This is a genomic window from Cellulomonas sp. P5_C5, from assembly GCF_054049655.1.
On the sequence record NZ_JBFULY010000017.1, the window covers coordinates 12,418 to 38,996 of the forward strand.

At 73.2% G+C, this 26,579-nt stretch carries 22 protein-coding genes; 14 read left to right on the forward strand and 8 right to left on the reverse strand.

The window, feature by feature from the left end:
- Position 1 precedes the first annotated feature (1 nt).
- Positions 2-769 carry a class I SAM-dependent methyltransferase gene (locus ACXJKF_RS14280; protein ID WP_456788372.1) on the reverse strand — a complete coding sequence of 256 codons (768 nt, stop codon included), beginning with the start codon at positions 767-769 and terminating at the stop codon, positions 2-4.
- An 89-nt stretch (positions 770-858) separates the two neighbouring features.
- On the opposite strand from ACXJKF_RS14280, the gene ACXJKF_RS14285 reads away from it, so the two are divergent.
- Positions 859-3,342, forward strand: coding sequence for a glycoside hydrolase family 5 protein (locus ACXJKF_RS14285; protein ID WP_456788373.1), 2,484 nt, complete (start codon positions 859-861; stop codon positions 3,340-3,342).
- 172 nt (positions 3,343-3,514) lie between these two features.
- A complete protein-coding gene (locus ACXJKF_RS14290) occupies positions 3,515-4,945 on the forward strand; it encodes an MATE family efflux transporter (protein ID WP_456788374.1) in 1,431 nt (476 codons plus the stop codon).
- Here ACXJKF_RS14290 and ACXJKF_RS14295 read toward each other — a convergent pair.
- On the reverse strand, positions 4,937-5,554 hold the full coding sequence (locus ACXJKF_RS14295; protein ID WP_456788375.1) for a TetR/AcrR family transcriptional regulator: 618 nt from the start codon (positions 5,552-5,554) through the stop codon (positions 4,937-4,939). The genes ACXJKF_RS14290 and ACXJKF_RS14295 overlap by 9 nt on opposite strands.
- Positions 5,555-5,655: 101 nt before the next feature.
- Here ACXJKF_RS14295 and ACXJKF_RS14300 point away from each other — a divergent pair, with 101 nt between their 5' ends.
- The 3 genes from ACXJKF_RS14300 (at position 5,656) to ACXJKF_RS14310 (ending at position 8,937) form a co-directional block, all read left to right on the forward strand.
- Positions 5,656-7,149, forward strand: a complete 1,494-nt coding sequence (locus ACXJKF_RS14300) for an MFS transporter (protein WP_456788376.1) — start codon at positions 5,656-5,658, stop codon at positions 7,147-7,149.
- Between the two features lie 79 nt (positions 7,150-7,228).
- Entirely contained in the window at positions 7,229-7,912 is a 684-nt protein-coding gene (locus ACXJKF_RS14305; protein ID WP_456788377.1) for a TetR/AcrR family transcriptional regulator, read from the forward strand.
- A gap of 50 nt (positions 7,913-7,962) precedes the next feature.
- Entirely contained in the window at positions 7,963-8,937 is a 975-nt protein-coding gene (locus ACXJKF_RS14310; RefSeq protein ID WP_456788378.1) for an NAD(P)-dependent alcohol dehydrogenase, read from the forward strand.
- Here ACXJKF_RS14310 and ACXJKF_RS14315 read toward each other — a convergent pair.
- A complete protein-coding gene (locus tag ACXJKF_RS14315) occupies positions 8,927-10,009 on the reverse strand; it encodes a right-handed parallel beta-helix repeat-containing protein (RefSeq protein WP_456788379.1) in 1,083 nt (360 codons plus the stop codon). The two genes, ACXJKF_RS14310 and ACXJKF_RS14315, sit on opposite strands and share 11 nt — an antisense overlap.
- Before the next feature lie 215 nt (positions 10,010-10,224).
- Here ACXJKF_RS14315 and ACXJKF_RS14320 point away from each other — a divergent pair, with 215 nt between their 5' ends.
- From ACXJKF_RS14320 to ACXJKF_RS14340, 5 genes are all read left to right on the forward strand, one after another.
- Positions 10,225-11,535 (forward strand): helix-turn-helix domain-containing protein, encoded by a 1,311-nt coding sequence (locus ACXJKF_RS14320; RefSeq protein ID WP_456788380.1) that lies wholly within the window; start codon positions 10,225-10,227, stop codon positions 11,533-11,535.
- 118 nt (positions 11,536-11,653) lie between these two features.
- Positions 11,654-11,776, forward strand: a complete 123-nt coding sequence (locus ACXJKF_RS14325; protein ID WP_456788381.1) for a hypothetical protein — start codon at positions 11,654-11,656, stop codon at positions 11,774-11,776.
- 90 nt (positions 11,777-11,866) lie between these two features.
- Positions 11,867-11,989 (forward strand): hypothetical protein, encoded by a 123-nt coding sequence (locus ACXJKF_RS14330; RefSeq protein ID WP_456788382.1) that lies wholly within the window; start codon positions 11,867-11,869, stop codon positions 11,987-11,989.
- Positions 11,990-12,131: 142 nt separating this feature from the next.
- Entirely contained in the window at positions 12,132-12,386 is a 255-nt protein-coding gene (locus ACXJKF_RS14335; RefSeq protein WP_456788383.1) for a hypothetical protein, read from the forward strand.
- A gap of 1,161 nt (positions 12,387-13,547) precedes the next feature.
- A complete protein-coding gene (locus ACXJKF_RS14340) occupies positions 13,548-14,054 on the forward strand; it encodes a hypothetical protein (RefSeq protein WP_456788384.1) in 507 nt (168 codons plus the stop codon).
- A 493-nt stretch (positions 14,055-14,547) separates the two neighbouring features.
- Here the strand turns inward: ACXJKF_RS14340 and ACXJKF_RS14345 are convergent, their stop codons facing one another.
- Positions 14,548-14,793 carry a hypothetical protein gene (locus tag ACXJKF_RS14345; RefSeq protein ID WP_456788385.1) on the reverse strand — a complete coding sequence of 82 codons (246 nt, stop codon included), beginning with the start codon at positions 14,791-14,793 and terminating at the stop codon, positions 14,548-14,550.
- 366 nt (positions 14,794-15,159) lie between these two features.
- On the opposite strand from ACXJKF_RS14345, the gene ACXJKF_RS14350 reads away from it, so the two are divergent.
- Genes ACXJKF_RS14350 through ACXJKF_RS14360 form a run of 3 tightly spaced genes read left to right on the forward strand, consistent with a single transcriptional unit; the run spans position 15,160 to position 20,985 of the window.
- The gene (locus tag ACXJKF_RS14350; protein WP_456788386.1) at positions 15,160-19,830 is read left to right on the forward strand and encodes a hypothetical protein; all 4,671 of its coding nucleotides are present in this window, start codon (positions 15,160-15,162) and stop codon (positions 19,828-19,830) included.
- Between the two features lie 49 nt (positions 19,831-19,879).
- Complete coding sequence (locus ACXJKF_RS14355; RefSeq protein WP_456788387.1) at positions 19,880-20,329, forward strand: hypothetical protein; 450 nt, start codon at positions 19,880-19,882, stop codon at positions 20,327-20,329.
- Positions 20,330-20,334: 5 nt separating this feature from the next.
- The gene (locus ACXJKF_RS14360; protein ID WP_456788388.1) at positions 20,335-20,985 is read left to right on the forward strand and encodes a dienelactone hydrolase family protein; all 651 of its coding nucleotides are present in this window, start codon (positions 20,335-20,337) and stop codon (positions 20,983-20,985) included.
- A 205-nt stretch (positions 20,986-21,190) separates the two neighbouring features.
- On the opposite strand, the gene mscL is transcribed toward ACXJKF_RS14360, so the two are convergent.
- The 3 genes from mscL to ACXJKF_RS14375 all read right to left on the reverse strand — a co-directional run bounded on the left by mscL (position 21,191) and on the right by ACXJKF_RS14375 (position 23,182).
- The gene (gene mscL / locus ACXJKF_RS14365; protein WP_456788389.1) at positions 21,191-21,838 is read right to left on the reverse strand and encodes a large conductance mechanosensitive channel protein MscL; all 648 of its coding nucleotides are present in this window, start codon (positions 21,836-21,838) and stop codon (positions 21,191-21,193) included.
- Between the two features lie 64 nt (positions 21,839-21,902).
- On the reverse strand, positions 21,903-22,586 hold the full coding sequence (cpaB, locus tag ACXJKF_RS14370; RefSeq protein ID WP_456788390.1) for a Flp pilus assembly protein CpaB: 684 nt from the start codon (positions 22,584-22,586) through the stop codon (positions 21,903-21,905).
- Positions 22,587-22,861: 275 nt separating this feature from the next.
- Positions 22,862-23,182: an FmdB family zinc ribbon protein gene (locus ACXJKF_RS14375; RefSeq protein WP_456788391.1), complete on the reverse strand. Its 321-nt coding sequence runs from the start codon at positions 23,180-23,182 to the stop codon at positions 22,862-22,864.
- Between the two features lie 147 nt (positions 23,183-23,329).
- Between ACXJKF_RS14375 and ACXJKF_RS14380 the strand changes: the two genes are divergently transcribed.
- Entirely contained in the window at positions 23,330-25,945 is a 2,616-nt protein-coding gene (locus tag ACXJKF_RS14380) for a penicillin acylase family protein (protein WP_456788392.1), read from the forward strand.
- On the opposite strand, the gene ACXJKF_RS14385 is transcribed toward ACXJKF_RS14380, so the two are convergent.
- The gene (locus ACXJKF_RS14385; protein WP_456788393.1) at positions 25,935-26,573 is read right to left on the reverse strand and encodes a 5-formyltetrahydrofolate cyclo-ligase; all 639 of its coding nucleotides are present in this window, start codon (positions 26,571-26,573) and stop codon (positions 25,935-25,937) included. The two genes, ACXJKF_RS14380 and ACXJKF_RS14385, sit on opposite strands and share 11 nt — an antisense overlap.
- Between the last annotated feature and the right edge of the window lie 6 nt (positions 26,574-26,579).

A 26,579-nucleotide genomic window follows, 5' to 3' on the forward strand; every position in this document is an offset into this window, starting at 1 on the left:
CTCAGGGCCGGGTGGCCACCCACAGCTCCTCGGCGGGCCACCGGCGCGCCCAGTCGGCGGAGACGATCTCGTAGAACGCGTGGTCGTCGCCCTCGGGCGGTGCGTACAGCTCGTGCAGGGCGTCGACGACGAACCCCGCGCGGCGCAGCAGCCGGACCCAGTCGCCGTGCGACGGGTGGAACTCCACCCCGCCGCCGGGCCACCGCACCTTGTAGGCCTCGCGCTGCCCGCGCAGCAGCTGCTCCTGCGCGACGCCCTCGTCCTCCGGCACGCACAGCGCCGACAGGTGGCTGTTGGTGAGGAACACCAGCCGTCCGCCGGGGCGCAGCAGCCGGGCGGCCTCGGGCAGCCAGCGTTCGGGGTCGCACCAGGCGGCGGCACCGTGCTCGCTGACCACGAGGTCCGCGCACCCGTCGGACAGCGGGACGTGCTCCGCATCGCCCTGCACCAGCGGGAAGACCGGACCGTGCTGTTGCTGCAGCCGGCGGGCGGTGACCAGCTGCTCGCCCGCGAGGTCCACCGCGACCGTGCGGGCGCCGGCGCGGGCGAGCCAGGCGGAGAAGTACGCGGTGCCGCTGGCCAGCTCCACCACGTCGAGCCCGCGTACGTCGCCCAGGACACCGAGCTCACGCTCGGGGACGGCGAAGAGCCCCCACACCGGCTCCGGGCGGACCCACTGCTCCTCGGCCGCCGCGTCGGTGAACCGCTCGTTCATGACGGCCCACAGCGCCCGGTTGAGGGCGGTCTCGTCGGCTCTCGCGTCGGACATCTGCCGACTCTAGGCCGTACGGGGGTACCGGCCGGCGGCCCGTCGCGTTGCCGTTACGCTTCGCGATCACCATGGCAGCAACGTCGCTCGTGCATCGTCCCGCCGTCCGCGCGTCCGCGGCCGCCGCGGTGGCCGTCCTCGTCCTCGTCGCGGCGCTCGCGCTGCTGGACCCCTCGGGCGGGCTGCTCGCGCCGGTCGGTGGGCACGGGCTGCCGGTCCTCGGCACCGGCGCGGCCTTCCGCTGGGCGCCGCTCGTCGTGGGCCTGCCCGTCCTTCTCGTCGCGACGGCCGCGCCGGTCTGGGCGCTCGCGCGCCCGGGCCGGACGTTCGCGGTGGCCTGGGCCGCAACGGTCGGTGCCTTCGCCCTCGCCGCCGCGGCGGCCGGGTTCGTCGCGACGCTGCCCCTGGTCGGCCCGCACCTCTCGTTCTGGTCGGCGCTGCAGTTCGCGGTCACCACCAGCGGCTGGGCGGGCGCCAAGGGCCTCGTCGTCGGTCCGCTGGTCGCGACGGCGGCGGCCCTGGCGCACCGGTTCGGGCCTCGTGCCGAGACCGCGAAGGGTCGGGACGGCACCGGTCCGGCGGTCGCCGTCATGCTCGTCGTCTCGGTGCTCGCCGCGGTGGGTTTCGCGTCGACCGTGTGGCGGGGCGGTCCCGTCGGCTACGCGTTCGACGGTCCGCTGGTCGCGCCGACCGCCGCGGCGGGCGTGCTGGGCACCCTGGTCGGGATCGCGGTGTTCGCCGGCTCGTTCGCCCTCGTCCTCCGGTGGCTGACCGGTCACGTGGTCGCGGCGGTCTGGGTGGCGGCGGTCGTCGCGGGGCTGGCCCTCGGGGTGGTCGGCGCCGTCGTCGCAGCGGGCACGTCGGGCCTCGCCGACGCCGGGCCGGACAGCTGGTGGATCGCGACCACCCTGATCAGCCTCACCACGGGCATCGGCTACGGCGTCGCGGTCGGCCTGGTGGCCACCGCTGTCACCGCGGTCGGGTGGCGCTGGCGCGACCGTCTGCCGAGCGCTCCGCACCCGCGGTCCCGGCTCGTCGCCGGCAGCGCCGTGGTCGTGCTCCTGCTCGCGGTCCCCGTCCTGGTCGGTGCGCCGGCCGCCGCCGGGCCGCAGGCGACCGCGCCCGTCGCGCCCACCGGCGGCACCGAGCGGCTGACGGTCCTGCCCGCCCCCGAACCGGGCGGGCTGCCGGTGATCGGCGACGTCACCGGCCGGCAGGTCGTCCTGCGAGGGGTCAACCTGAACCAGCTCATCGACTACCACCTGCGCGACCCCGAGGTCCCGGCCACGCAGCCGCCGACCGACGACGACTTCGCCGGCATGGCCGCGCTGGGCTTCAACGTCGTCCGGCTCGGCATGTCGTGGTCCCGGCTGGAGCCCACCCGCGGCGAGCTCGACGAGGACTACCTCGACCAGGTCCGTGCCGCGGTGGCGTCCGCCGAGGAGCACGGTCTCTACACGGTGCTCGACCTGCACCAGGACGCGTGGGGCAACGCCCTGGCGCGGCCCGACCAGCAGTGCGACGGCGGCACGTCGCCGACCACCGGGTGGGACGGGGCCCCCGGCTGGGCGACGATCACCGACGGGACCCTGCACTGCCAGTTCCTGGCGCGGGACCTCGCTCCGGCGGTCGCGACGGCGTTCGGCAACTTCTACACCGACCGCGACGGCATCCAGAGCGCGCTCGTGGCGACGTGGGCGAAGGTCGCGGGCGAGTTCGCGGACGACCCGGCCGTGGCGGGGTACGACCTGCTCAACGAGCCGGGCATCGGCGCGGTCCCGCCGACCACGTCGGGTCTGCTGCTCGGGCGCTACTACGACGCGGCGCTCAGCGCGATCCGCGACGCCGAGACGGCCGCCGACGGCTTCCACCACCTGGCGTTCTTCGAGCCGAGCGTCCTGTGGTCGGGGCTCGCGTTCGACGTGACGCCGCCGCCCGGTTTCACCGACGACCGGCAGCTCGTGTTCGCCCCGCACCCGTACAGCGAGTCGATCACGATGGACCAGGGCTTCGGCCTGACGATCGCCTCGATCGAGCGGAACCTCACGGTGTCCGCCCGCGCCGCCGCGTCCTACGGAGCCGCCCTCTGGCTGGGGGAGTGGGGCTGGTTCGGGGACCCGGCCGTGGACGGGGCCAAGGTCGACCGCTTCGTGGCCGCGCAGAACCGGCTCGGCCTCGGCGGGGCGTTCTGGGTGTGGCGGCAGGGCTGCGGGTCGCCCGAGACCGGGTCGGACGCGACCTCGTCGGGGAACCTCGTGTCGGTCGACTGTGCGACCGGTGAGCTGAGCCCGCCGCCGGAGGGCTTCGCGGCCCCGCTGTCCCGCGCGTACCCGAGGGCGTTCCCCGGACGGCTGGACTCGTTGGCGTCCGGGTCGAGCGGTCGGGACCTCGAGTTCTCCGCGACCGTCGACGGGGAGGGCGTCAACTGCGAGATCGACGTGTGGGTCCCGGGCGTGACGCCGCCGAGCCTGAGCACGGCGGGGATCGACGACGTGGAGTCGACGCAGGTGCCCGGTGGCTGGCTGATCAGCGGCTGCGCCGGCGGGACCTACTCCCTGTCGGTCACGTCCTAGATGTCCGACCCCTCCTGATCCTGGGCGTCCCGAGGTACGCAACGTCACGTCGGACCACTCGAAAAGCCCTTCGTCGACGCCGGGTCGTATCGATACGATCGAGGCACGACGCGACCGGCACCACCGACCACCGCGGACGTTCCCACCCGCTCTCCAGTCCCAAGGTCGCGCTGTGCCCAAGGTCCTCACCGCCGGTAGCCCCTGGCGTGTCATCGCCCTGTTCGCCGTCCCCCTGCTCGTCGGCAACGTCGTCCAGCAGCTCTATCAGGCGGCCGACGCCGTCGTCGTCGGCCGCGTCCTCGGCGTGGACTCGCTCGCCGCCGTCGGCGCCACCGGCGCCCTGCTGTTCCTGCTGCTCGGCTTCGCGTGGGGCATGACGAACGGCTTCGCGATCCCGACGGCGCAGGCGTTCGGCGCGGGCGACCACGCGGCCGTGCGGCGGTCGGTCGCCGCGGGGACCGTGCTGTCGGCGGCGACGAGCGCGGTGCTCACCGTGGCGGCCCCGCTGCTGGCGGGACCGGCGCTGCGGCTGCTCAAGACGCCTGAGGAGCTGCTGCCCGAGGCCACCACGTTCGCGGTGATCAGCTTCCTGGGCGCCAGCACGATGATGTTCTTCAACTTCCTGTCGGCGATCATCCGGGCGATCGGCGACTCGCGCACCCCGCTCGTGTTCCTGACCATCAGCTGCGTCCTGAACATCGTGCTGGTGGTCGTCGCGGTCGGGGCCCTGGGGATGGGCGTGGCCGGCGCGGCCGTGTCGACGGTCATCTCGCAGGGCGTCTCGGTCGCGCTCTGCCTGTGGTTCGTGCGGCGCCGGGTGCCGGTCCTGCACGTGCACCGCGAGGACTGGCGGGTCAGCGGCGTCGAGCTCCGTCGCCACCTGCGGCTCGGGCTGCCGATGGGGTTCCAGGCGTCGATCATCGCCATCGGCACGCTCGCCGTGCAGGTGCGCCTGAACGAGCTGGGCTCCGACGCGGTCGCCGCGTACACGACGGCCGTCCGCGTGGACGGTCTCGCGGTCGCGCTGCTCGCGTCGCTTGGCCTGGCGGTGTCGATGTTCGTCGCCCAGAACCTCGGCGGCGGGCGGCCGGACCGCATCCGTCGCGGCGTCGTGCAGGCCATGTGGCTGTCGGTCGGCGGTGCGCTGGTCCTCGGCGTCGTGCTCGTCACGGGCGGGTCCGCGATCGTGGGCCTGTTCGTGGGCGCGGGGGAGGAGCGCGTCGTCGACATGGCCGCGCACTACCTGCTGGTCAACGGGGTCCTGTACGTCGTGCTGGGCGTCCTGTTCGTGCTCCGCGGCGCGCTCCAGGGCCTCGGGCAGACCGTGGTCCCGACGCTGACCGGCGTGATCGAGCTGATCTGCCGGGTCGGTGCGGCGGGCGTCCTCGGCGCGGCGTACGGGTACGACGGCGTCGTGTGGGGCAACCCGCTCGCGTGGATCGGGGCGGTCGTCCTGCTGGTGCCTGCCTACGTGGTGGCGTCGCGACGCCTCGCGCTGCAGCCCGTGGGCAGCACCGCGGTGCCACGGCGCGTGACGCGCGTGCGGCACCGCGGGCCGTCGGCTCGCGCGAGGGTCAGGCGCTCGCGGGTGCCGTCAGCCTGACGGGCTCCCGATGACCAGCGGCAGGATGACCGAGTCGATCATCTGCTCGACGAACTCGTCGTCGATGCGCTGGCCGGCCACCATCTTGCGGTAGGCGATCATGGCCGGCGCGACGGCGGCGACCATCTCGAGGTCGACGTCCGCGCGCAGCTCACCGCGGGCCTGCGCGCGCTCCAGCAGGCCGCGCATGAGGCTCACGCGGGAGCGGACGAACTGCTCGTGGAAGACCGCGGCGACGTCGGGGTTCTCCTTGACCGCGGAGATCACGCCGGACATCAGCTCGGAGTCGTCCGACCGCTTGCGGCCGAAGCGGACCGCGAGCAGGTCGGAGCGCAGCGAGCCGGTGTCGGGGACGTCGTCGGCGGACATCGGCACGCCAGGCGAACAGACGATGGCGTCGACCGTGAGCTGCACCTTCGAGGGCCAGCGGCGGTAGACGGTGGCCTTGCCGGCGCCCGCGCGGTCGGCGACGGCGTCCATCGTCATGCCGTCGAAGCCGCGCTCGGCCAGGAGCTCACGGGTGGCCTGCAGGATCGCGTCGTCCTTGGACTCGTCGCGACGGCGACCGGGTCGGCGAGGCGCCGTCGTCACTGCCTCGTCGACACCCATGGCCACACTGTATCCGGAGAAATCGATACTGGGGGGTTCCGGAACTGGCAAGTTCCGTATTAGTGTCGCTCCACCGACCACGACGTCCCAGGAGCACCCTCATGTCCGCACCCACGCAGACCCGACCGGAGAGCCGGCACCGCTGGCTCGTCCTGGCCACGGTCGCCCTCGCCCAGCTCATGGTCGTGCTCGACGCGACCATCGTGAACATCGCGTTGCCCTCCGCCCAGGCGGAGCTCGGGTTCAGCGACAACGACCGCCAGTGGGTGGTCACCGCCTACGCGCTCGCCTTCGGCAGCCTGCTGCTGCTCGGCGGCCGCCTCTCCGACATGTTCGGCCGCCGCCGCATGTTCCTCATCGGGCTCGTCGGCTTCGCCGCCGCCTCCGCGCTCGGGGGTGCCGCGCAGACGTTCGAGCTGCTCGTCAGCGCCCGTGCGCTGCAGGGCGTGTTCGCGGCGGTCCTCGCGCCCGCTGCCCTGTCCGTGCTGACCACCACCTTCACCATCCCCAAGGAGCGCGCCCGGGCGTTCGGCGTGTTCGGCGCCATCGCCGGCATGGGCGGTGCCATCGGCCTGCTGCTCGGCGGCTACCTGACGCAGAACTTCGACTGGCGCTGGAACCTGTACGTGAACGTCGTCATCGCCGTGATCGCGTTCGCCGCGGGCACGATGCTGCTGTCCCGGACCGACGCCAAGCACGACACCCGCATCGACGTCCCCGGTGTCCTGCTCGCGTCCTCTGGTCTCTTCCTGCTGGTGTTCGGCTTCTCGCAGGCCGAGCCCCAGGGCTGGGACGCGCCGGTCGTGTGGGGCTCGCTGGCCGCCAGCGTCGTGCTGCTCGTCGGCTTCGTCCTGCGGCAGCGCACCGCGGAGCACCCGCTGCTCCCGCTCTCGATCGTCCAGGACCGTGACCGGGGCGCCGGGTTCCTCGCGATCCTCGTCGCCGGCTCCGGCATGTTCGGCGTCTTCCTGTTCCTCACCTACTACCTGCAGCTGACGCTCGGGTACGGGCCGATGCAGACCGGCACGGCGTTCCTGCCGATGGTGCTCTTCATCGTCATCACGGCGCAGGTCCAGACGAACGTCCTGGTCCCGCGGTTCGGGCCGAAGGTCGTCGTGCCGCTGGGCATGGCCATCGGCGCCGGCGCGATGCTCTGGTTCACCACGCTGGACATCGACAGCGGGTACGGCGCCGTGCTGGTCGGCCTGATCGGCATGGGCATCGCGATGGGCTCGATCATGCCCGCGTCGTTCCAGATCGCCACGCTGGGCATCGCGCCGCGGCAGGCGGGTGCCGCGTCCGCGATGGTCTCCACCAGCCAGCAGGTCGGTGGGGCGATCGGGACCGCGGTCCTGAACACCCTGGCGGCCACCGCCGCCACCGCGTACGTCGCCGACCACGCCCCGGCGACGCCCGAGGTCATCGCCGCGGGGGCGCTGCACAGCTTCTCGGTGGCCTACACCTGGTCCGCGGGGATCTTCCTGTTCGGCGCCGTCCTGACCGCGTCGCTGTTCCGCACCCGTCGGGACCGCGAGGCCCGGCTCGTCGCCGCCACCCCGACCGCGCACGACGACGCCCCGGTGCTCGTGCACTGACCCCGCACGCCCGAGAGGCTCCCACGGCCGCGCGCCGGGGGAGCCTCTCGTACGATCCGAGCAGGAGAGGGGTGATGTGGTGACGGCCGAACCGGCGCTGACGCCTGGGGAACGGCTCCCGCTCAGCCGCGAGCGCGTGCTGCGCACGGCGGTCGCGATCGCCGACGAGCACGGCATCGAGGCCGTCACCATGCGGCGGGTCGGTGACGAGCTCGGTGCCGAGGCGATGTCGCTGTACCACCACGTCGCGAACAAGAACGACCTGCTCGACGGGGTCGTGGACCTGGTGGCGGAGGAGATCAACGACGTCGTCGACGGACTGGACATCACCGGACCGTGGCAGCCCGTCGTCCGCGCGCGGATCCTGGCCGCCCGCGAGGTGCTGCTGCGGCACCCCTGGGCGCCGCAGGTGCTCGCCACCCGCTCGACGCTGAGCCCGAACGTCGTGACCTACCACGACCGGCTCGTCGGCCTCCTGCACGGCGGCGGGTTCTCCTACGACCTCGCGCACCACGCGCTGCACGCGCTGGGCAGCCGCGCGCTCGGGTTCTCCCAGGAGCTGTTCGACCCGGGCGCCGGGGCGTCCGCCGGGCCGCTGCCCCCGGAGATGGCGGCCGCGGTGCCGTCGCTGGTGGCGATGCTGTCCGAGGTCGCGCACGACGACCCGGGCTCCACGCTCGGCTGGTGCGACGACCAGACGGAGTTCGAGTTCGGGCTCGACCTCCTGCTCGACGGGCTGGAGCGCCGGCGGTCGGCCTCTTGACGCGCCTTACGTTGTAAGCCAATCTGGCTTACAACGTAAGGAGGGTTGCCATGAAGGCGATCGTGCAGACCAGGTACGGCTCACCCGACACGTGCACGCTGCAGGACGTCGACGACCCGGTGCCGACGTCCGACGAGGTCACGGTCCGCGTCCACGCCGCGTCGCTGAACGCCCGCGACTGGCACCTCATGCGCGGCGACCCGTACCTTGCCCGGCTCGCCCCGGGCTTCGGCCTGCGCGCCCCGACGCTGCGCATCCGCGGCTCCGACTTCGCGGGGACGGTCGAGGCCGTCGGCGCGGACGTGACCGGCCTGCGCGTCGGCGACGAGGTGTACGGGCTGCGCGACGGCGCCCTCGCGGAGCACGTCTGCGCTCCGCAGGGGCTCGTGGCCCGCAAGCCCGCGAACCTCACGTTCGAGCAGGCCGCCGCCATGCCGATGGCGGGGATGACCGCGCTGCAGGGGCTGCAGGGTCGCGTCCGTCCCGGGCAGAGCGTCCTCATCAACGGGGCGTCCGGGGGAGTCGGGACGTTCGCGGTGCAGCTCGCCCACGCCTGGGGCGCCGAGGTGACCGCCGTGTGCAGCACCCGGAACGTCGACCTCGTGCGCTCGCTCGGCGCCGACCACGTCGTCGACTACACCCGCGACGACGCGCTGCGGGCGGGTCGCCGCCACGACGTGCTGTTCGACCTCGTCGCCAACCGCTCCCTGCGCGATCTGCGCCGCGCCCTGGTGCCCGACGGCACGCTCGTCCTGTCCGGCGGGGGTGTCTTCGAGGGCGGCTCGGTGCTCGGCCCGATCGGCCTGCTGCTCCGGAGCAAGCTGGTGGGACCGTTCGTCGCACAGCAGATCGTGTCGCTGTCGACGTCCCCGGGTACCGAGCACCTCGACGTCCTGCGCGAGCTGGCCGAGGCCGGCACGATCGTGCCGGCCATCGACCGGACCTACCCGCTGCCCGCCGCCGCTGACGCGCTGCGGTACCTGGAGAGCGAGCACGCCCGCGCGAAGGTCGTCATCACGATCTAGAGCAGACCACCCCGACGCAGTCCACGCCGTTGCGCGACGCCGTGTTGCCGCCGAGGTCGGTGGCCAGCGGCACGAACAGCCCGTACCCGTCGTTGCGCGTCGCCGTGTTGTTGCCGACGTGCGAGGCGGTGTCGACCACCACGCCGTCGCCGTTGCGCGTCAGCACGTTGCCCTGGACCGTCACGTCCTCCACCTCGAACGGGGTGCCGGCGCTCTGGGAGATCAGCCCGGTGCCGTTGCGCCGGAACACGTTGTCCTCCACGACCGTGCGGACACCCGCGTGGACGGCGACGTCGTTGCCGACGAAGAGGCTGCGCGCCACCCGGTCGGTGCCAGGGCTCCCGTCGGGGACGATCATCCGGGACCGGAAGGCCGTGCCGTTGTCGTGGAACGCGCTCAGGTCGATGCTCGAGAGGCACAGGTCGGCGGTGATCGCCGTGGTGTTCTTCCGGAACACCGACGAGGTCACGGTGATGTCACCCTCGCTGCACGACAGCGCCGTCCCGTTCCGGGCGAAGGCGGACTGGCGCACGACCGCTCCTCCCGGCGGGCCGATGCTCAGGGCGGTGGCGTTGTCCTCGAACTGCGACCTCGTGACGTCCGCGAAGTTCGAGAACCCGCCGACCACCAGCCCGTTGTCCCGGAACACCGACCTCTCGAACGTCAGGCGCGAGCTGACGAGGTCGGCGACGACGGCGTTGTCCTGCACGACGACGCGCCGCAGGGTCGCGGTCAGCATCGACGACATCGGGAAGACGGTCGCCCAGCCACGCACCGTCCCGTTGCGCACGGTCACGGGCGGGTCGTTCTGCACGTCCGCGAACGACACGTCGAGCGCGACCCCGCCGACGTCCCGGCCGGGACCGACCAGCGCGTGCCCCCGCAGGTCGAGGACGGTCCCCGGCAGGAGGGTCAGCCCGACGTCGGTGCACACGAGGTCCTGGGTGAGCCTGACCGTCCCGGACACCGTGTCCCCGCACGCCGGCCCGCCAGGGGGACCCGCCGCCGCCTGCGTCACAGCCCCGAGCAGCGCCACGCATGCCGCCCCCAGTACCGCCGTCGTCCTCGTCAACCCACGCATGGTGGACCCTCCGATCGAGTGTCGGACGTCGGCCCCCTGCCACCCCGGTGCGACAGCGCGACCGGCCCTCGACCACTATGCGTGCGCCCGGTATCGTCCGGAAAGTCCCGAAGATCCGGAATGTGCATATCACCCGGTCGGGCGAGACCCACGTGTCATCCTCACCCCGGCTACCGGTCACCAGCCGCGGTCCCTATCGTGGGTGCGTGAATCCGCTGAGCCGACGAGTGCGCGACGCCCGCGAGAAGGCCGGGCTGAGCCAGGGCGAGCTCGCGCGGCAGGCCGGGGTGCACCCGACCTACATCTCGCACGTCGAGAACGACCGTCGGGCCCTGGGCGAGGACGCGCTCGCCCGGGTGGCCGAGGTGCTCGGCGTCTCGGTGCCCTACCTGCTCGACGGCGAGCAGGCCCCGGACTACAGGTCCGCGGAGAGCGCCCTCGTCGAGGCCCGCCGCCTGTCTCGCATGGGCGAGGCGCGGGCCGCCGCGGACGTCCTCGCGCAGGTGGACGTGTCGGCGCTGGACGTCGACGCCGCCGCGAAGGTCGGGCTCGCGCACGCCGAGGCTCTCGACCTCGCCGGGGACCTCGAGGGATCGGTCGACGCGCTCGAACGACTCTGCACCCGGCTGATGGGCGCGCACCGGTACCTGCAGGCCGCCTACGCCGCGATGCGGATCGTCATGGCCCTCACCGAGATCGCCGACCTGCACCGGGCCGTCGCGCGCGGGGAGGACCTGCTGGCCCAGCTCCCGGCCTCGGTCGCGGGCAGCGACGAGGTGGTCCGGCTCGAGTCCACGATCATCTGGGCGTACATCGCCCGTGGTGACACGACGTACGCGCGGTACCGCGGGCGGCAGCTGCTCGAGCACACCCGCGCGCACGGCTCGGCGCGGGCCGTGTCCTCCGTGCACTGGAACCTCGCGTTCGTCGACGACGCGCTGGGGGACCCCGACGCCGCGCTCGCGCAGCTCGAGTCCGCGATCGCGCTCGCGGGCGCCGACGAGATCGACCGCGACCTGCCCCGGCTGCGTCTGGACCGCGCGTTCCTGCTCGTCTCCGTCGAGCCGCCGCGCGCCGAGGAGGCGCTCGCGGACCTCGACGCCGCACAGACCGCCCTCGAGGTCGGCGAGTCACAGATCGAGCTGGCCCGCGCCGACTCCGTCCGCTCGCGGGCCTGGCTGCTGCTCGACGACGCGGCGACCGCCCAGCGGTACGCCACCCGGGCGGTCGAGCTCCTGCGGGAGGGCGTGCGCCGCGACTCGGCGTCCGCGCACGAGGCGCTCGGCGACGCGATGCTCGCCCAGCGCGCGCGACCCGAGGCCGTCAAGGAGTACCGGTCGGCCGCCGAGCTGCTCGACATGATCTCCTCCGGGCGGTCCGCCGCGGTGCTGTGGCGTCGCATCGGGGACCGACTCCGGGTGGCCGGCGACGAGGACGAGCGGGTGGTCGAGGCCTACGGCCGGGCCCTCGCCGCCGCCGGCATCCGCGGCGTCCTGCCCCCGCCGCCACGGTCATGAGGCCGCACAACATCGCTGTCTACCCCCTGGTGTCCTGCGTCATTGCGCCCTAGACACGGGCTAGGGACCATTCCAGGTGTACCGGAGCGTCCGGTACACCCTCGGAAAGGTCTCCCTCATGAAGAAGCTCAGCATCGTCGTCGTCATCGCCCTCACCGCTTTCGCCGGTGTCACCAGCGCCACGGGGGCCTCCGGCTCCACCCACCAGGTGGCCGCCCCGTGCTGCAAGCAGGCGATCTGACACCACCGACGAGCCGCCTCGCCGAACCCGACCGTGCGGGTCCGTGGCGGCGCACGACACGGCCGGAATGATCAGCTGGAAGGTCCCACCATGAAGAAGCAGAGCATCGCCATCGTCCTCGCCCTCGCTGCCCTCACCGGCGTCGGGGGAGTCGTGGTACCCGTGGCCGACGACGCCCAGGCGTCCGCGCCGTGCTGCAAGACGGGCACCTGAGGTTCGGAGCCAGAGGCGTCCCGCACCCCCCGCGTGCGGCGACGCCCACACCGCGTCCCGCCGGTCGGTGGGCGCCCCTCAGGGCGCTCACCGGCCCGCTGGGCGCACGTCAGAGCCCGAGCGCCCGCCGGCGCAGCCCGATGTGCACACCCACGACAAGGTTGACGACGCCGAGCGCGAGCGCGAGCAGCCCGTTGCTGCGCAGGCTGTGCCGTTCGCGGTGAACCTGGACACCGGTGCGCTGGTGTGGATCGACTCGAGCAACGGTTCAACCGCCGCGCACCAGTCCGCCACGGACGACACGTCCATCGGGTCGATCGAGTACGACGAACTCGCTCGGCCGCGCATGACGTTTGGTGACCTGGCACGGCTGTGGGCTCAGGCTCACAACGCCTAGACGGTCAACGAGCCGACCGACCGAGACCTCCTGCTGGGCCTGCTGGGCTAGGGAGGGCGCGACACCAGAGAGACCCCCGACAGGTGTTGGCAGCCTGTCGGGGGTCTTTCGTTCACGAGGCCGGATCGGCGACATCAGCGCAGGAGCGGCGGGGCGAGGATCGACGTGGCAGTACTTGTCGCGCTTTCGTGCTTGCGCGTTCGGTGGCGTCACGATGCTTGTAACCCAGACTTCCTCGGCCGGCATTACCAGAATCACTGGCGAGATGCAGGTCATACAGCAGCACTACGTCTACGCCTCCGCGCGCGAGAAGACCTGGGTGAATCAGACTCAGATCTTGCCGATCCTGATCACTGGAACAGCGGTTGGGACCTTCATTACTGGCACCTCTTCATGCACTGTCATTTCAGGCAGCCCCGCCGGAGTCTGTGGTGGCAACCCTCAGGCTTTCCCGACGCAACCGCTCCGAGTTGGGACGATCGCGTCCGGTGAGGCATTCCAAACATTCGATGGCTCGTCAGGACCTTCATCCGGGAAGGGTTACTGGGACGTAGTCTTCAACCCGCCCGAAGCTCCCTCAAGGACTTGGTGGTCGAGCACCACTGCGATCAGGTGCGACAAGGCGGTGCCGAACGGCACCGCCGGATGCATCGTCCCGCATTCGTCAACCATTCCTGTGTTGACCTACAGTGCATCCACGCTGCCTGCGTTCGTGGCACACGTCCGCGCTGCCCAAGACAGCGGATTGCCCGGGAGCAGCGTGCCGCTGCACCGGCTCACCGATTCAGTCCTAATCAACAAGAACGGAAGCAAGGCGTGCCCCACTGGTGTCGCTTGGTCGCCCCGGCCGCAGACCCCTTTTGTGCACCAATGTGACGAGTACCCGTTCCGGTCCACGAAGGAAGGTGCGTACACCGGTGGAGGGAGAGCGCGCACGTTCGACTGGTGCCAGGTCACTTTGCGGCCTGTCGTTGAAGGGCCGTCCGGGACCGGGTCCAGCACCGGTGGATTCGGGCCTGGCTACAGCATCTGCATGATCGACCAAGAGCAGAGCGTTGCCGCCGGCAACATGCTCGGCACCTTCTACCTCGACAATCGCATCATCGACAATGACGAGTTCTACGTGCGTACCGCCGACTGAAGCCGGGGACGGAGGAACCAGTGCCCAAGACTGTCGAGCCCAACGTCGACTTCCACCAGTTCACCATCGGTGTCCAGCTTGAGCCGATCGGAAGTGGCCCCCTGATCGTGCCGCCGTTGGCTCTGTTGCGGTTCGTGACTCCTACATCGGCAGCGGTGCTCACCGGGGTCGCGAGCGGCACGGTGCGGTTGACATGCGTTGCGCTCGACGAGGCGCCAGTCGGCGTTGACCCGGGCTGGGAGGACGTGAGCGAGGTCTCGCTGCGGACCACGGACACGCCACTGGTCGCTGCTGTGTGGGACGTCGGCGACGACGCTGAGGTCGCCGACCGTCTCGATGGTCACGGCGCAGGCATGTACCGCCTGCGGGTACATGCACGAGGGCGTGACATCGATGTCGACGGTGTCGCATTTGAACCGTTCGAGGACTACCTCATCTTTGGGTGGCCTGCTGCGTACCAACCACCAGAGACACTGCGAGCGGACAGCCGCATAGGTCGAAGCGAGGTCACACCCCGCCCGTCGTAGATACCGCACCCGGAATCGGGCAATCCGCGTTCAGATCGCTCCTCGTTCAACGGACACGACGTCTACGATCGCTACGGGCGGTCCTGCGACAGAGCACGCGTCCAAGTGTGGCCCGACAACCTCGGGCAGAACGCTCGCAGCCTCCTTGGTGACGGCCTCTGGCGAAGGGTCAACGCCCATCACGACATGCGCGGTGAACGACTGTCCTCGGACCCCATCGCCGACTTCAAGGGTCGGGCCATCCCACATCTGGACACTCGTCACCATCGACGGAGCAGTTCCGGGATTCGCAGCAGGAACCTCGCCCCCGCCCCAAATCGTGCCGTCCGGCCAGACAAGCATGCGCTCGACGCCGTCCACGGGCTCGCGACGGAGGCAGGCTGACCTGCTCCTGCCGTGGTGCCGACCACGGTGTGAGGGCGGGCAGCGGCCGTGACCGGTCGGGCTCCCACCCGTATGACGGGTCGGGCGCGGTCCGGGTCAGCGCGTCCAGCTAGAACCGCTCGACCTCCTCCGCCAGCCTCTCGGGCGCGACGCCGGGGGCGCGGACCAGGATCACCTCCCGGTCCTCGTGCCACGCCGCGACCACGCCCGGCACCTGCGCGAGCACGTCGACCGTGGCCTCCACGAGCGCGTGGTACGGGTGCGCCGCGAGGGCGCTGAAGCCCAGTTCGACGTCCGCCCCGTCCTCCTCCGGATCGAGCACCTCGATCGAGTAGAGCGGTCCGTCCTCGAGCACTCCTGCCAGTCTCTCCACGCCACGATGTCGACCGCTCGGCCGCGAACCTTGATCCGGCCGGCGGTCCCGCAGGATCAGCGAGGATCCAGGTGATTCTCAGGTTCGAGGATTCACCCGGAAGGACGGCCTGGACGTTTGACCAGGACCACATTCGTGCCGCACACTCGTCCTGACGGTGCGCATCGCCTGCCCCCTGCGCGGTGCGCACCGTCTTCACGTCCGGAGAGCGGGACGGGTCCCCTGACCCCGTCCCGCTCTTCGCGTCTCCGGGCTCGTTCGCGGCTCGTCCCCCGTCTTTGCGCGGGTCTGCGGCACCCCGGCGCGCCATGCCGGTGATCGCGCGGAAGCGCGGTTAGCGTTCCCAGGGTGACCGTCCCCGTGCGCACCTCCGGCCCGGGACCCGACCAGGCTCCTGAGACCGGCGCAGACCCAGCCGACCGCCCGATGCTCGTCGAGCCCCCGAGCGCAGCCGAGCTCCTCGAAGGATCCGTCGCCACCTGGCGGGCCGCCCTCGTCGAGGCGGCCGGCGGGTCGACGCTCGTCGACGTGGAGCTGCTCGGCGACGCCGCGCTGGACCTGTCCGCCGCGCACCCGTCGGGGATCTCCCAGCTGTACGCCGGCCGCGAGACCCGGCTCTCCAACCTGGTCCGCGAGGGTGCGGCGCTGTCGACCGCGCGCCGCCGCGCCCGTGCCGTCAGCGCGCGCGCCGCCGTGTACGCGCAGCGCTACGGCATCGCACCCACGTCGCTGGCCATCGGGGTGGCCACCTGGACCGAGCGGACCACGCCCGACATCGCCAGCGACGACGTCGCCGCGCTCGCGTCGGTGACCCGGCAGCGGACCCCGGAGGGCGAGCAGCCGACGGACGCCGCACCCCGGATCGTGCGGGCGCCCGTGCTGCTGCGGCCCGTCACCCTGCACGCCCGCGGCTCCGGCGAGAGCGACTACGAGCTCGCCCTCGAGCCGTCGCTCGAGGTCAACCCGGTGCTCGCCCGAGCACTGCGGACCCGCGGCGCGCTCCTCGACCCCGGCGCGGTCGCCCGCGGCACGTTCACGTCCAACGGGTTCGACCCGCGCGGCGCGCTGCACCGGCTCGCCTCGCTGGGCGAGGCCGTGCTCGACGACTTCTCGATGAGCGAGCGCGTCGTCGTCGGCACGTTCGTGCACCCCGGCCAGATCCTGGTCGACGACCTCGACAACCTGTCCGGGACGCTCGAGCGCCACGAGGTGGTCGCGGCCCTGGCCGGCGTCGACGAGTCCCGTGCCCGGCTGCGTCGCGTCCTGCCCGCACCCGTCCGCGGCGACCGCGACCCCGGCCACGAGCGTGGCGTGGGCGACCTCGACCCCGCGCAGCAGCACGTCCTCGACGTCGTGGCGACGGGCACGCACCTGTTCGTCGACGCCCCGGCCGGCGCCGACGTCACCGGCACGCTGGCCGCCCTCGTCGCCGACGCCGCCGCGACCGGCCGGACCGTGCTGTACGTCCCGGGGCACCGTCGTGCGGCCGCGGCGCTCGCGGACCGGCTCGCCGTGCTGGGCCTCGGCGACCTGCTGCTGGACGTCGCTCCGGAGGCCGGGTGGCGGTCGGCCATCTCCCGGCGCCTGCTCGGCGCGATGACCCTCGAGGCGCCCGCCGTCGACGCGAACGGCGTCGTCGCCCTGCGCAGCGAGCTCGTCAGCACGCGGGAGCGGCTCCGCGCCTACGTCGACGCCCTGCACGCCGAGCGCGCGCCCTGGGGTGTCTCGGCGTACGACACCCTCCAGCAGCTCGCGCGCCTCACCTCGACCCGGCCGACGCCCAAGACCACCGTGCGGCTGTCGCCCGACGTGGCGCGCGTCCTGGACGGGCCCCGTCGCGCGGAGCTCACGGGTGCCCTGGTGCAGGCCGGTGAGCTGGGCGCGTTCCGGGTCCGGCCCACCGACACCCCCTGGTACGGCGCGGACCTGCGGACGCGTGCCGACGCCGACAACGCCGTGCGCAGGCTCGAGCGCGTGCTCGACTCCACCCTGCCGGCGCTGGTCGCGCGGACCGCGCAGGTGGCCACCGAGACCGGCCTGACGCAGGCGACGACCGTCGTCGCGTGGATCGAGCAGCTCACGATGCTCGACGGCGTCCGGGCCGCGCTCGACGTGTTCCAGCCCATCGTCTTCGAACGCACCGCCGCCGACCTCGTGGCCGCCACCGCCACCAAGGAGTGGCGCGCCGAGCGCGGCATCGACATGGGCTACTGGGTGCGCCGACGGCTGCGCAAGCAGTCCAAGGACATGGTGCGTCCCGGCCGGCCCGTCGCCGACCTGCACGCCCGGCTGCTCGAGGTGCAGGCGCAGCGCGAGGTCTGGCAGGCCCACTGCCCGTCCGGCGGGTGGCCGCGGCTGCCCGACGGGCTCGAGCACATCGAGGAGGAGTTCGCCGCCGTGCGCGCCGACCTCGACGCGCTCGACGAGGTCCTCGTGACGACCCCGGGCGGCGGCGGCCTGTCGAGCCTGCCGTTCCCCGCGCTCATCGAGCGGCTCACCCGGCTGCGGTCGGACACCGACGCCCTCACCGACCTGCCCGAGCGCACCGGCCTCCTGCACCGTCTCCGGTCAGCAGGGCTCGGAGCACTCGTCGACGACCTGGCCACCCGCCGGATCGACCCCGCCCTCGCGCCGGCCGAGCTGGACCTGGCCTGGTGGAGCACGGTGGTCGAGCAGATCCTCGGCGAGGACCCCGCGCTCGCCGGGTACGACGGCGCCGCTCTCGGTGCCCTGTCCGCCCGGTACGCGACGCTCGACCGCGCGCACGTGAAGAGCCTGTCCGGCCCTGTCCTCGGCGCGGTCGTCGGGCACGTCTCGCACGCGTTGCGCCAGCACCGCGAGCAGGCCGAGGCGCTCTTCGCGGACCTCGTCGAGGAGCGGCTCACGTCGCTGCGGGACACCGTCGTGCGGCACCCCGACGTCACCCGGCGGCTCCGGCCCGTCATCGCCGCCAGCCCCATGCTCGTCCCGCAGGTCCTGCCGCCGACCCGCACCGTCGACCTGGTCGTCATCGACTCCGCCGCGCACCTGCCGGTCGAGGTCGCCCTCGCCGCCGTCGCCCGCGGCCGGCAGGTCGTCGTCGTCGGCGACGCGCGGTGCGCCTCCGGCAGCGCCGTCCGGGAGCTCGCGGCCGTGCTGCCCTCGGTCGCGCTGCGCGCCGACTCCTCACGCCGCGACCCGTACCTCACCGCGTTCCTGGCGGCCCACGGCTACGCCGGTGTGCTGCGTCCGACGCCGCTGCCGCAGCACCGGCCCCTGGTCAACCTCGACGTCGTCGACGGCACCGGGATGCCCGACCCGACGACCGGCTCGGTCGACTCCACGCGGGAGGAGGTCGAGCACGTCGTCGAGCTCGTCCTGACCCACGCGCTGCTGCGGCCCGAGGAGTCGCTCGCCGTCATCACCGCGACCTCGACCCACGCCGAGGCCGTCCGGGAGGCGGTCCTGTCCGAGGTCCGCGGCAACCCCGCGCTCGCCGCGTTCTTCGACTCCGGCCGCGCCGACCCGTTCGTCGTCACCGACCTGCCCAACGTCGCCGGCCTGCGCCGCGAGGCGATCATCCTGTCCCTCGGCCTCGGCCGGACCCCGCACCGCCGCGTGCTGCACACGTTCGGGCCCATCACCGCACCCGGCGGCGACGCCCTGCTGCTCGACGCGCTGGGCTCCACCCGGCACCGGCTCACCGTCGTCGCGTGCTTCGGCTCCGAGGACCTCGACCCCGAGCGGCTGCGCGGCCCCGGCCCGCGGCTCCTGGCGGACCTGCTCGCGTTCGCCGCCCGGCGCGGCGCGGGCGAGGACGTCGCCGACCTGGTCACTCCGCCCGAGCCGACCGACCCGCTCCTGCGGACGCTGGCCGCTGCCACCGCCGCCGCCGACCGGGCCCTCGCCGAGGCCGCCGAGCCCGACCGCCTCCTGCTCGACCTCGCCGAGCGCCTCTGGAAGCACGGCCTGCTCGTCGAGGCGGACCACGGCATCCCCGGCGGCGACCGGATCCCGCTCGTCGTCGGGCACCCCGACCTGCCCGGCGAGATGCTCGTCGCCGTCCTCACCGACGACGAGGAGTACACCGCCGAGCCCAGCGTCCGCGTCCGCGACCGCCTCACCGCCGACCGCCTGGAACGTGTCGGGTGGAGCGTCATCCGCGTCTGGTCCGCCGCCGCGTTCATGGACCCGCAGGCCGAGGTCGACCGCATCCGCCGCGCCGTGCACGCCCGCGTGCCTGCCCCGGCCGCACCCCGCACCGCGCCGCTGCAGCTCGGTCTGATCGACGAGGTCGACGACGCCGAAGAGCTGCCGACGCCCGCGTCGTCCGCCCGGTCGGCGGCACGCGCCGCAGCCCGGGCAGCAGCCCACCCCGGCGAGCCGCGGCCCGCGACGGGCGTGTGGTCGACCATCGAGGTCGTCGACGCGGTCGCCGCTGCGCGCTCCGCCGAGCCCACCATGACGCGGCGGGGCACCGCGTCCGCCCCGACCGACGCGGGTACCCGTGCTGCGACGTCCGACCCGTCCGACCGACCGGCCGCCACGGCCGGATCTCCTGATTCCGCCGACGCCGCCGGTCCCACCGAGGCCGCAGGCTCCGACGCCGACGGTTCTGGCGACCTCCCTGGTTCCGACGGGCGCGCTCGTTCCGACGAGGCCGCCGACGGCGCTGGTGCTGCTCGCTCCGACGTTGCCGCTGGTGCCGGGGGCTCCACTCGTTCCGACGGAGCCGCTGGTGCCGATGGTGCCGAAGGTGCCGATGGATCCGCTGGCGACGACCCGCGTCCGCCCAGCCGCGCGCTCCAGCTCGCGCTGGCGGTGCCCACCCGGCAGCGTCCCGACGTCCGCCGCGGTCTGCCCATCGGTGCGTACAGCGACGACCAGCTCGACGAGCTGGTCGCGTGGCTCCAGTCCGACGAGCAGGAGCGGACCCGCGAGCAGCTGGCCGCGGCCCTGCGGGACGAGCTGGGCATCACCCGACGGTCGTACCGGATCGACACCGCGGTCCGCAGTGCCATCACCCGCGGGATGAGCTGACCGGCTCCCGCCGGTCGGTCGGGGGCCACCCGGGTGGGATCATCGGACGGTGACGTCGTCCGAGCCGCCCCAGGGTGCACCCGCACGCCGCCCCCGGCGAGCGGTCCGGCTCGCGGGCACGGTCGGCGGCGACGACGCCAACCTCATCTCGTCGCACCCGTCACTGGCCACCGCGACCCCCGCCGCCGCGACCCCGGCCGCCGCGACATCCGACCTCGCGACATCCGAGCCCGCGGCACTCGTCGACGGGACCCCCGACGACGCGACCCCCGACGACGCGACGCTCGACCCTGGGACCCCCGACGACGCGACGCTCGACGACTGGCACCCCGACTCGGGGGCAGCGTCTGCCCGGGAGGGCGGGCCGCGGTCTGTGCCGACCGGGCCCGATCCGGTGATCGCGACGCGGAGCGCCGACGACTCCGACGTCGGGTGGGGCGATCGCGCGACCGACTCCAACGACGACCGCCTGCACCAGGACAAGCCGCCGCACTGGTAGCCCCCGTGTCAGACCCGTGCGAGACGATCGCCGGGCCAACCCACCGACCAGCCGCACCACCCGAAGGAGAGACCCCCATGGCCGAGGTCCTGCTGTTCCACCACGCCCAGGGGCTCACGTCCGGCGTCCGTGACTTCGCGGACACGCTCCGCGCCGCGGGCCACACCGTGCACGTCCCGGACCTGTACGACGGCCACACGTTCGAGGACATCGAGTCGGGCCTCGCGTACGCCGACGAGGTCGGGTTCCCGGTCGTGCTGGGGCGAGGGCAGGCCACGGTCGACACGCTGCCGGAGGCGCTCGTGTACGCGGGCTTCTCGCTCGGTGTGCTGCCGGCGCAGATGCTCGCCCAGACGCGCCCCGGCGCGAAGGGCGCCCTGTTCTTCCACTCGTGCGTCCCGACCGCGGAGTTCGACAGCCCGTGGCCGAAGGGCGTGCCGGTGCAGATCCACGGCATGGACGCGGACCCGTTCTTCGCCGGCGAGGGCGACATCGACGCGGCCCGCGCCCTGGTGAAGGAGTCGCCCGACGCGGAGCTCTTCGTCTACCCGGGCGAGGAGCACCTGTTCGCGGACAACAGCCTGCCTTCGTACGACCCCGCCGCCGCCCAGCTCCTCACGGACCGCACGCTCGCGTTCCTCGCCGCGATCCGCTAGCCGCTTCGACCGCGTGCCCCGCGGGCCACGCAGGGTCGAGGGCCGACGCGGGGATCTCTGCCGCGTCACCACCCGCACGTTCGGGCGAGCCGGCGCGGCCGGCTCGCCCGCTGGAGCGGTGCGTGTTCGACCAAGCCATCAGTGCCGCGTCGGACCTGCGTGGCGTCACCGATGGCTTGGTCGACCGCGCGTCGCCGTGTCGAGGTCAGGACGGTCGCGGTGCCGACGGGCCGGGCGGGATGGACGGCGGCAGGTCGGTGCCCGTCGTCGGAGCGATCGGGCCGGTTCCAGGGCCGGTCCCAGGGTCGGTGCCGGGTCCCGTCGCGGGGCCAGCGCCGGTGCCGGGCGCGGCGCCCGCCCCGGCGTCGTTCACGATCGCGGGCGTCAGGCGGTTGGCCAGCAGGTCGCGGATCTCCTGCAGCAGCAGGATGTCCTCGGCGGGTGCGGCCGGCTCCTCCTCCTCGCCGCTCTTGCGCCGGGCCGCCAGGGCGTTGAGCGGCAGCACGATGAGGAAGTAGACCGCTGCGGCGGTGAGCACGAACGCGAGCAGCGCGTTGAGGATCGCGCCGACGCTGATCGGGGTCGCATCGGGGTTGTCGCCCCACGTGTACGGACCGATGTCCCAGAGCTCGGTCAGGTCGGGCGCGCCGAAAATCCAGCCGATGAGCGGGCTGATGAACGCGTCCTGGATGGCCTTGATCACCGAGCCGAACGCCGCACCGATGACGACACCGACGGCGAGCTCGATCGCGTTCCCGCGGGAGATGAAGTCCTTGAACCCCTGGAACACCTTCGCGGTGCCCTTCAGCCCCTGCCGTGCGCCGCTGATCCCTGTGCTGAGCCTGTCGGTCACGTTGCCCCCTCGGGCTCGATGTCGGATGTCCGGCGCCCACGGGGCGGGCGCCTCCGGTCGTCGATCATGGCACGACGACCGCGGACAGCAAGGCGGACGCCGCGGCGCCGGCGAGCGCGGGCGCCTCGGCCGGGGACACGGCGAGGAGCACGGGGACGGAGTCGTCACCGGAGCCGCCGAGCCCCAGGGCGCTCTGTGAGGGGGTGGTCCGGCGGGCGACGGGCAGCACGAGCGCCCTCGTCGCGACCACGCCTCCCTGTCCGCCTTCCGGGGTGGCGGCGAGCACGTCGACCCGCATCCCGGGTGAGAGCAGCCCGGCGACCGCGGGATCGGCGAACCGGACCGTCGCGACCACGGTGCCGGGTGGGCCGCGGACCTCGTCGTCGGCCAGCAGACCGGGAACCACGGGGGTGCCCGCAGGGATCGCGACCGCGGTGGAGGCGTCCACGACGGCGTCGGGGTCGGTGAGGACGTCGTCGGGGACGACCGCGAGGGGGAACTGCGCCGTCCGGACGTCGGCGCTGGTCAGCGGGGTCCCGGCAGCGAGCGCGTGCGCTGCGACGAGCACGGGTGCGGTCGGCGGGTCCGCCGGGCGCAGGGCCTGGACCGTGGACGCGGCGGCGATGCCGATGAACACCGCGGCGACGGCGAACCGGGTGCGCCACAGCGCGGCACGCACTGCCAGGGGGAACGGTCGCCGGCGGTGGGGGAGCGGCGGCGGCCGGCCGGCGAGCAGGTGGGGGTGCATGACGCCCGACCGTAGGTTTGTCGCGCACGGCCGGTGCGGTGGAGCCCGATCGGTGTGGACCGTACGACGCCGGCGAGGGCTGTGGGCGGCTCGCGGTGGATGGCCGGCCAGCGGATCGACGACCTGGGTCCGGTTCCCGGCACGCGTCCCAGCGCAGACGATCCTAGGGACGACGCAGCACGAGAGATGGACGCTCGTCCGCAGGCGACGCGCGGCAGGAACGACATCGGCGCCCCCACCCGAAGGTGACGGCGCCGTGGCTCAGGGCAGCAGGGTCAGGACGACGCCGCGGGCTTGGCCGCAGGGGCGGTCGAGGTGGACGACGAGGAGTTCGAGGAGGTCGACGACGGCGAGGTCGAGGTCGCGGGAGTGGCGGCAGGCGTCGACGCAGCGGGGCTCAGGGCCGTCGACTTCGCCCCGGCGCGCGCGTCGTTGCGGTAGAAGCCCGAGCCCTTGAACACGACCCCGACGGAGGAGAACACCTTGCGCAGGCGTCCCTCGCACTCGGGGCAGACGCTCAGCGAGTCGTCGCTGAACGACTGCACGATCTCGAAGGCGTGACCGCACGCCGTGCAGGCGTAGGCGTAGGTGGGCACTGGGGGTCTCCCGGGAGAGGTCGGAAAGGTCTGGCACTCGCGTGGTCCGAGTGCCAATCGTAACGGTTCGCCAGCCCGGCACATTCCGCACGTCCGCGCCGGGCGCAGCGACAGCCGGAGCCGGGGCGGCAAAGTACCCTCCGAAGCGTGTCTCGTCGTCGCCTCGTCCGTCTCTCCCTGATCACCGTCGCCGCGGTGGTCGTCGTCACGCTCGTCGCGGTGATGGTCACCGCCGTCATCGTCGTGCGCCGGCCGTTGCCGGAGGTCGCGGGCGAGCAGGTGCTGCCGGGCCTCGACGCCACGGTGACGGTCACCCGCGACGACCGCGGGGTCCCGACGATCACGGCGACGACGTCGGAGGACCTGTTCCGGGCGCAGGGCTACGTGGCCGCGCAGGACCGCTTCTTCGAGATGGACTACCGCCGCCACGTGACGTCGGGGCGCCTGTCGGAGCTGGTCGGCGAGAACGCGGACGCGCTCGCCGCGGACAAGGTGATCCGGACGTTCGGATGGCGCCGGGTGGCCGAGCAGGAGTGGGGGCTGCTGGAGCAGAGCACGCGCGACGCGCTCCAGGCGTACGCGGACGGCGTGAACGCGTACCTCGACGACCGGGACCCGGGTGCGATCGCCGTCGAGTACTCGGTCCTCGGGCTGCAGGTGGACGTCCGCGCACCGGAGGAGTGGGACCCCGTCGACTCGCTCGCGTGGCTCAAGGCCATGGCCTGGGACCTGCGGGGCAACTACGACGCCGAGCTGGAGCGCGCTGCGTCGTACTCGACGATCGGTGACGTCGCGCGCGTCGACGAGCTGTTCCCGGCCTACCCCCAGGACGTCAACCTGCCGATCCTGACGGCCGCCGACCTCCCGGCGACCGTCGTGCAGCCGGCGTCCGCGACGACGACGGAGCTCGACCTGGACGGCGCCGACCTGCAGGCGGCGATGGCGTCGGCGGCGGCCGCGCTGGACGCGGTGCCGCACCTCATGGGCGACGGTGAGGGCGTGGGCTCGAACTCGTGGGTGGTCTCCGGCGAGCTGACCGAGTCGGGCAAGCCGCTGCTGGCCAACGACCCGCACCTCGGCATCTCGGCGCCGGGGATCTGGGAGCAGATCGGGCTGCGGTGCGACGACGTCTCGGCGCAGTGCCCGTACGACGTCACCGGCTTCGCGTTCGCGGGGATGCCCGGCGTGGTCATCGGCCACAACGCGACGCTCGCGTGGGGACTGACCAACCTCGGGGCCGACGTGACGGACTTCTTCCTCGAGCGGGTCGACGAGGACGGCACGACCCGGCTCGACGGCGCCGAGTCGCCGATCACCGAGCGCGTCGAGGTCATCCACGTGAACGGGGGCGACGACGTGCGCCTGACGGTCCGGGAGTCGGTGCACGGGCCGCTGGTGTCCGACGTCCTGGACCTGGTGGGCGTCGGCACCGCGCCGGTTCCGGACGACGCGCCGGGCCGACGGTTCGAGGTCGCCCTCGGCTGGACCGCGCTGCAGCCGGGCCGGACGATGGACGCCGTGCTCGCGATGAACGTCGCCGAGGACGCCGCGGACATCCAGGCGGCCGCCGCGCTGTTCGACGTGCCGTCGCAGAACATCGTGTTCGCGACGACGGACGGCCACATCGGCTACCAGGCACCGGGCCGCATCCCCGTGCGCAACGACGTCGCCGGAGGGCCGGTCCCGTCGGACGGCACGTGGCCGCGACCCGGCTGGGACAGCCGGTACGAGTGGCAGGGGTTCGTCGACCCGGCAGCCATGCCGCGCGCGCTGGACCCGGTCGAGGGGTTCGTCGTGACCGCCAACCAGGCCGTCACCCCGGCCGGCGTCGGCCCGTTCCTCACGGAGGACTGGGACTACGGGTACCGCGCGCAGCGGATCCGCGACCTGCTCACGGACGCCACGTCGGACGGCACGGTCGGCGTCGAGGACATGGGGCGGATCCAGAACGACCAGCACAGCCCGTACGCGGACGTGCTCGTCCCGGTGCTGCTGTCGCTGGACATCGAGGACACCCTCTACGACGACGGGCAGGACCTGCCGGTGGACGTCGAGGACACGTTCTACGACGACGGGCAGGAGCTGCTGCGCACCTGGGACCGGGTGCAGTCGCAGGACTCGGCGGCGGCGGCGTACTTCGCGGCCGTCTGGTCGAACATCCTCGCCTCGGCGTTCGCGGACGACCTGCCCGACGGGTACGGCCCGTCGGGCGGCTCGCGCTGGCTCGAGGTGGTCCGTCGGCTCGTCGACGAGCCCGCGTCCCCGTGGTGGGACGACAAGTCGACCCCCGGCGTCGTCGAGGGGCGCGACCAGGTGCTGACCCGCGCGATGGTCGTGGCACGCCGCGAGCTGACCGCCGCGCTGGGTCGCGAGGCGACCGACTGGCGCTGGGGTCAGCTGCACCCGGCGGCGCCCGAGCACCCCGTGCTCGGCGGGTCGTCGCTCCCCTGGGTGATCCGGCACTTCGTCAACCCGGACCCGGTCGCCGTCGGTGGCGGGTCCTCGATCGTGGACGCCACGGCCTGGGACGCCAGCTCGGAGTCGTTCGCGGTGACCGCGGCGCCGTCGATGCGCATGGTCGTCGACCTGGGCGACCTCGACGCGTCGACGTGGGTGACGCTCACGGGGGCGTCGGGCCACCCGGCGAGCGTGCACTACTCCGACCAGCTGGGTCCGTGGTCGCGGGGCGACACGTTCCCGTGGCCGTTCACGCAGGCCGCGACGGAGGCGGACGCGCGCGACCGGTTGACGTTCACCCCGTGATGAGGTGCCACTCCTGCGGTGTCGCGACGGCGTCGACCAGGCGGTCGTGGCGCTCGCGGGGCAGCGGGCGCGTCGCCGCGTCGTAGAGCTCCTCGGGGAACACGAGGGCGACGACGGGGGCGCCGGGACGGATGTGCTCGAGCGCCCGGTCGTACCAGCCGCCGCCCTGGCCGAGCCGCGCGCCGGTGGTGTCGACGGCCAGCGCCGGGGCGATGACCACGTCGGCCTCGGCGAGCGTCGCCGCACCCAGCGTGGGGCCGCCGGGCTCCGGCGGCCGGCCGGGGGCGCGCTCGCGCAGGTCGTCGGGGCCGGCGTACTCCGCCCAGTCGCGCTGCAGCCCGCTGCCGAGCACGGGCAGGAGCAGTCGGACGCCGCGGGCGGCGAGGGCCTCGAGCAGCGGACCGGTGCCCGGCTCGGTGGCGCGGGACGCGTAGACGGAGACGCACGTGGCGTCGGCGACCGCGGGGATGGTGAGCACGACGTCTGCGAGGGCGTGGGCGGCGGCGTCGCGCTGGCGGACCGAACGGAGCTTGCGGGCGTCCCGGATGGCCATCCGCAGACGCTCCTTGACGTCCTCGACCTCGTCCCCCTCGGACACGCGCGGATACGGCTGGGCGACGCTGCTCATGGGAAC